Annotated in this window: 7 protein-coding genes; all 7 read left to right on the top strand. The window is 42.7% G+C overall.

Annotated features, from left to right (window positions below; translation table 11 throughout):
* Window position 1 precedes the first annotated feature (1 nt).
* Complete coding sequence (locus ACHBID_RS10515; protein ID WP_172009219.1) at window positions 2–682, top strand: YggS family pyridoxal phosphate-dependent enzyme; 681 nt, start codon at window positions 2–4, stop codon at window positions 680–682.
* Between the two features lie 2 nt (window positions 683–684).
* Window positions 685–1,251, top strand: a complete 567-nt coding sequence (locus ACHBID_RS10520) for a cell division protein SepF (RefSeq protein ID WP_238140793.1) — start codon at window positions 685–687, stop codon at window positions 1,249–1,251.
* A 6-nt stretch (window positions 1,252–1,257) separates the two neighbouring features.
* Window positions 1,258–1,515, top strand: coding sequence for a YggT family protein (locus ACHBID_RS10525; protein WP_105110203.1), 258 nt, complete (start codon window positions 1,258–1,260; stop codon window positions 1,513–1,515).
* Window positions 1,512–2,303 carry an RNA-binding protein gene (locus ACHBID_RS10530; protein WP_394732272.1) on the top strand — a complete coding sequence of 264 codons (792 nt, stop codon included), beginning with the start codon at window positions 1,512–1,514 and terminating at the stop codon, window positions 2,301–2,303. Before ACHBID_RS10525 ends, ACHBID_RS10530 begins: the two co-directional genes overlap by 4 nt.
* 8 nt (window positions 2,304–2,311) lie before the next feature.
* Entirely contained in the window at window positions 2,312–2,992 is a 681-nt protein-coding gene (locus ACHBID_RS10535) for a DivIVA domain-containing protein (protein WP_105110201.1), read from the top strand.
* A gap of 234 nt (window positions 2,993–3,226) precedes the next feature.
* Complete coding sequence (locus ACHBID_RS10540) at window positions 3,227–3,667, top strand: GNAT family N-acetyltransferase (protein ID WP_105110228.1); 441 nt, start codon at window positions 3,227–3,229, stop codon at window positions 3,665–3,667.
* A gap of 13 nt (window positions 3,668–3,680) precedes the next feature.
* Window positions 3,681–6,470, top strand: a complete 2,790-nt coding sequence (gene ileS / locus ACHBID_RS10545) for an isoleucine--tRNA ligase (protein ID WP_394732274.1) — start codon at window positions 3,681–3,683, stop codon at window positions 6,468–6,470.
* The last annotated feature ends 129 nt before the right edge of the window (window positions 6,471–6,599 follow it).

Below are 6,599 nucleotides of genomic sequence, written 5' to 3' on the forward strand. Positions count from 1 at the left end.
TATGACCATAAAAGAAAACGTTGCAAGGGTGGGCCAAGCAGTTGAACAAGCCTGTTTGGAAGCTGGTCGCCCATTAGAATCGGTAAAGGTAATAGCTGTCACAAAGTATGTTGACAGCTCTATTACTAGAGAATTGATTGAAGCTGGTGTGACAGATATTGGGGAAAATCGGGTGGACAAGTTTCTCGATAAGTACCATGCCCTGCAAGACCAGGCAGTAAGCTGGCATCTGATTGGAACCCTGCAAAGAAGAAAAGTCAAGGATGTTATCAATTTTGTTGATTACTTCCATGCCTTAGACTCTCTTAAGTTAGCAGAGGAAATTCAAAAACGGGCAAAGAAACCAATCAACTGCTTTTTACAGGTCAATGTTTCTAAAGAAGAATCAAAACATGGTTTTTACGAGGAAGAGATTGAACCGGCATTGGTTGAATTGGCTAGGTTAGATAAGGTAAGATTGGTCGGTCTCATGACCATGGCACCTATCAATGCTGATAAAGAACAGCTCAGTCAAATTTTTCATCAAACAAACGCAATCAGAGAAAGATTAGCAAATTTGAATCTCCCTAATATGCCTTTTACGGAATTAAGTATGGGAATGAGTGGAGATTTCAAGGAAGCAATTGAGGCGGGCTCGACTTTTGTTCGCATTGGGACAGCATTTTTTAGTAAGGGAGAGTAAAAGTGGCATTCAGAGATACATTTAAAAATTTTTTCACCTACTTTGAAGTGGATGATAGTGCTGAATTAGAAGATTCAACCGGCCATCAAATGCCCAATGAACAGCCCAAATTGCAAGTTGCTAAGAAAGAAGTTACAAGAGAGCAGGCTTTACCATTGGAAAAAAGAAGAGGAACTGGGAGTCATTCTTCGGAATCCGTTGCCAATATTCAACGGTTGAATGAACGGCAGCAAGAATTGCTCGCGATCAATGGTCCTGAGAGAGAGAAGAAGACAACCATCGACATTAAGTTTCCTAAGCGATACGAAGATGCACCTGAGATTGTGAATCTATTGTTAGAAAATGCAAGTATTTTAATTGATTTCCAATTTATGACAGAGCAGCAAGCTAGGAGATGTTTGGATTATCTGGATGGGGCTCGGTCAGTCTTGGCCGGAAATCTTAAAAAGGTTTCCAATTCTATGTGGCTATTGACCCCGGTTAATGTTCGGGTAAATATTGATGAGTTGAGAAATGTAAACTCTGGCCAACATTTGGACGGGCAGTTCGATTTCGATATGAAGCGGTAAGACATCATGTGGTTACTAGTACAAATCCTGCTAAAGGCTATTGATGTCTATGCAAGCATTTTATTGATTTATGCTCTCATGACTTGGTTTCCAGCTCTTGTCCAATCTAGGATTGGTCAACTAATCAGATGGCTTGTTGAGCCCATTTTGATACCGTTCAGAAGATTGAACCTACAATTTGGTGGATTCGATTTCACTATCTTGGTGGCCTATCTGTCTCTTCAAATCTTATCGAGAATTCTAATAGGATTGGTAATTTTATGAAGGATAGGCAAGTCATCCTGCAACACTATCAAAAGTCGGAGCAAGATTTTGTTGAGCGGATTTATGAAATGTGTCAATTTGTAGATAGGACTTCCATCGACAGGTTGACAGATTTTCTTAATCCAAGACAGGTCATGATTACTGAAGCAATTGCCGGGAAGTTTAATCTCTTTGCTCATTCGAGTGGGCATCATCTTCCGACGGAATATAGCAGGCTCATTATTTCAACAAGCGATCAATTGCCAGAGTTTGCTGACTATGAAATTTCGATTTTAGAAGTTGATTTTAACAGAAAGTTTCATCAGCTTAGTCATTCGCAGATTTTAGGAACACTCTTAAATCGTTTGGGTATTCAGCGGAAATTTCTGGGAGATATTTTTATCAATGATCAGGAAATTCTCCTGTTTATTGATGAAAAATTTAGCACCATTCTCTTAATGGATGTTGAAAGGATTGCCAAGGTTCCTGTAAAATGGAAGATGCGGACAGCTGAATCAGTGTGCTTGGAGCACCATATCCAGGTTGACAAGAGGGTCATTCTGGCCTCCAGTTTGCGATTGGATAAATTAGTAGCTGCTGCTTTTCAACTATCTCGTTCAGCAGTTGTGAAGCTAATTGAGTCAAACAAGGTCAAGGTTGACTATGCTGAAATTAGTCAGGTCTCAAAAACTCTTGAAATAGGTCAATTGGTTAGTGTGCGTGGCTTCGGAAGATTCCGATTGGTAGACCTGCTCGGAACATCCAAGCAGGGGAAATTTAAAATAGAAATAGAAGTGACAAAAGTATAGGGGGAAATATGGCCTTAACAACACTTGAATTAAAAGATAAGACCTTTGGGACAAAATTCAGAGGCTATAATGCTGATGAAGTTGATGAGTTTTTGGACATTGTCACCAGAGATTATGAGGAATTGGTTCGTCTGAAGCAAGAGCACGAAGCAGAATTGAAAGCCTTGCGCGAACGCCTCACTTACTTCGATCAGATGAAGGAATCGTTGAGCCAATCTGTCTTGATTGCCCAGGATACAGCTGATCGTGTAAAAGCAGCAGCGGAAGAGCGCGCCTTTAATATTAAGCAACAGGCTGAATATGATGCGCACAATCTTCTCAACGAAGCCAAAGAGAAGGCAAATGAAATCCTTCGTTTGGCGACAGACAATGCTAAGAAGGTTGCAGTAGAGACTGAGGAGTTGAAGAACAAGACACGTGTTTTCCATCAACGTCTTCGCTCTACTTTGGAAAGCCAGCTTGCCCTTGTAAATAACGCTGAGTGGGAAGAAATTCTCCAACCAACGGCTTCTTATTTGCAGACAAGTGACGAAGCTTTCCGAGAGGTCCTGGTTAAAGCGATTGATGAAGATGTGGAGTTGGAAGAGTTAAACCTTGATTATACTCGCCAGCTTACAGCTGAAGAAATTGCTGAACTCAATCGCCAGGCAGCTGCTATTGAAGCAGAATTGGAACAATCAGCAGACTAATTACATACTGATGAAGCAAAAACACAACGAATATTGATAGGTTTAGCGAGCAGGTGACGGTGGAAGACCTGTACTCACTCAATATGAGTTATCATTTTGCGTATTTTTCCTTGAACTCAAGTAGGGGAAAACGTCTGTTCACGTTACGAACGTAGAGGGACAGGGGAAACTCTGTCTAAACTAAGGTGGTACCACGAACTTTCGTCCTTATTGGCGGGAGTTTTTTTGATGCTTATGATACGATTAGAAGAAGTAACGAAAGAAAATTTTGATGCCGTGCTAGATTTAAGTCTGGCAGAGGAAGACAAGCGTAAAGTGGCTCCGGTGGAGTATTCGCTTGCTCAAGCTTGGCTTTATCGAGAGGAAGAGAGGCTCTATCCCCTGGCTGTTCGTCTTGGCAAAAGGATTGTCGGTTTTGTCCTCCTTTCGGTAGATAAGGACAGGCAAACGGTCTTGCTCTGGCGCTTGCTGATTGATAATTCCTATCAAAACAAGGGCTACGGCCAGGAGGTTATTCGACAGGTAATGGTCCTAGCTAGGCAAACGTTTTCTTGCCACCAGCTAGTCACTAGCTACGTCATCGGCAATCATAAGATGCGGTACATCTTAGAAAAACTCGGTTTCCAGTCAGCTGGAATGACTGGACATGAAATAAAAATGGTAATTACCCTATAAAAAAGGAGAAATGATGAAATTAAAAGAAACACTTAATCTAGGTCAAACAGCCTTTCCAATGCGTGCAGGCTTACCAACACGTGAACCTGAATGGCAAAAAGCTTGGGACGAGGCAAACTTGTATGCCCGTCGTCAAGAACTCAACGCAGGCAAGCCAGCCTTTCATCTTCATGATGGACCTCCATACGCTAACGGAAATATCCACGTTGGGCATGCCTTGAACAAGATTTCTAAAGATATTATCGTTCGCTCTAAGTCAATGTCAGGCTTCCGAGCACCTTATGTACCAGGTTGGGATACACATGGTCTTCCGATTGAGCAAGTCTTGGCGAAACAAGGGGTCAAACGCAAGGAAATGGACCTGGTTGAATATCTTGAAATGTGCCGTGACTACGCTCTTAGCCAGGTTGACAAACAACGGGATGACTTTAAACGCTTGGGTGTTTCTGCAGACTGGGAAAATCCATACATCACCTTGACTAAAGACTATGAAGCAGCTCAAATCCGTGTTTTCGGTGCTATGGCAGACAAGGGTTATATTTACCGAGGGGCTAAGCCAGTTTACTGGTCATGGTCATCTGAATCTGCCCTTGCAGAAGCTGAAATCGAATACCATGACATTGACTCAACATCTCTTTACTATGCTAACAAGGTCAAAGATGGCAAGGGACTCTTGGATACAGATAGCTACATCGTTGTCTGGACAACGACTCCATTTACAGTAACGGCATCTCGCGGTTTGACAATGGGAGCAGACATTGACTATGTCTTGGTTCAACCAGCTGGTTCTGAGCGTAAGTATGTCTTGGCAGAAGCCTTGGTTGATAGCTTGGCAGTTAAATTTGGTTGGGAATCCTTCGAAGTGATTTCAAAACACAAGGGTGCTGAATTTGAATATATCGTGACCGAACACCCATGGGATAGAGAAGTGGATGAATTGGTCATCTTGGGTGACCATGTTACCACAGACTCAGGTACTGGAATCGTCCATACGGCTCCAGGATTTGGTGAAGACGACTACAATGTCGGTGTCAAATATGGCTTGGAAGTTGCTGTAACTGTCAACGAACGTGGCTTGATGAATGAAGCTGCGGGTCCTGATTTTGAAGGACAATTCTATGATAAGGTTGTACCAACGGTTAAGGAAAAATTAGGCGACTTGCTCCTTGCTAGTGAAGTCATCAATCACTCCTACCCATTTGACTGGAGAACCAAGAAGCCAATCATCTGGCGTGCAGTACCGCAATGGTTTGCCTCTGTTTCTAAATTCCGTCAGGAAATCTTGGACCAAATCGAAGCAACAACTTTCAATCCATCTTGGGGTAAAACGCGTCTTTACAACATGATCCGTGACCGTGGTGACTGGGTTATCTCTCGTCAACGTGCTTGGGGTGTGCCGCTTCCAATCTTCTATGCAGAAGATGGTACAGCCATTATGACCAAGGAAGTAACAGACCACGTTGCTGCCCTTTTTGAAGAGCATGGGTCTATCATCTGGTGGAAATCTGAAGCAAAAGACCTCTTGCCTGCTGATTTCACCCATCCAGGTTCACCAAATGGCGAATTTACAAAAGAAACAGACATCATGGACGTATGGTTTGACTCTGGTTCATCTTGGAATGGTGTCATGAACGCCCGTGAAAACCTTGCCTACCCAGCAGACCTCTACCTAGAAGGTTCAGACCAATACCGTGGTTGGTTTAACTCGTCTTTGATTACCTCTGTTGCTGTAAATGGTCATGCGCCATATAAAGCTATCTTGTCACAGGGCTTTGTATTGGACGGTAAAGGCATGAAGATGTCTAAATCCCTAGGAAATACCATCCTTCCAAGCGATGTTGAGAAACAGTTTGGTGCAGAAATCTTGCGTCTGTGGGTGACATCCGTTGATACTTCAAACGATGTCCGTGTGTCTATGGATATCCTTGGACAGGTTTCTGAAACCTACCGTAAAATCCGGAATACCCTTCGTTTCTTGATTGCCAATACTTCTGATTTCAATCCTGCAAGTGATGCGGTAGCCTACGAAGAACTTCGTTCTGTTGACCAGTATCTTTTGGTGAAATTTAACAAGTTGGTAGCTCAAATCCGTGAAGCCTACGACAACTATGATTTCATGGCTATTTACAAATCTGTAGTAAACTTTGTAACACTTGATTTGTCAGCCTTTTACCTCGATTTTGCCAAAGATGTCGTCTACATTGATGGTGCTAAATCACTTTCTCGTCGCCAGATGCAGACAGTCTTCTATGACATCTTGGTGAAAATTACCAAGCTCCTGACTCCGATTTTGCCACACACGGCAGAAGAGATCTGGTCATACTTGGAACACGAAGTAGAAGAATTTGTACAATTGGCAGAAATGCCAGAGGTGGAAACCTTTGCCAATGAAGCGCAGCTTTTGGCTGAGTGGGAAAACTTTATGGTCTTCCGTACTCAGGCACAAAAAGCCTTGGAAGAAGCACGTAATGCTAAAGTGATTGGTAAGTCACTTGAAGCTCATTTGACTGCCTATGTCTCAGCTGAAACCAAGTCCTTCTTGGAGAGCTTGAATGCAGACCTTGCTCAGTTACTCATCGTTTCAAACTTGACAGTAACCACGGAAGCAGCTCCTGAAAATGCACTTGTGGTGGATGATGTTGCCTTTGCAGTAGAACGTGCAGCAGGTGAAGTGTGTGACCGTTGCCGACGCATTGATACTAGTGTTGTGGAACGGAGTTATGGCGCAACCATCTGCGACCACTGTGCAAGTGTTGTAGAAGAAAACTTTGCTGAAGCAGTAGCAACTGGATTTGAGGCATAATGATATGACAAAGTCTATCGAAAGATAGGCTTTTTCGTCTAAAAAAAAGAAACCCCGCGTTGTAAAATGAAGTGCAACAAAAAAGACATGTTCGTCTGATATACTAGAATTCCCCAACTCAGTATAGAA

Source organism: Streptococcus sp. A25, from assembly GCF_043674095.1.
Lineage (GTDB): Bacteria > Bacillota > Bacilli > Lactobacillales > Streptococcaceae > Streptococcus > Streptococcus suis_V.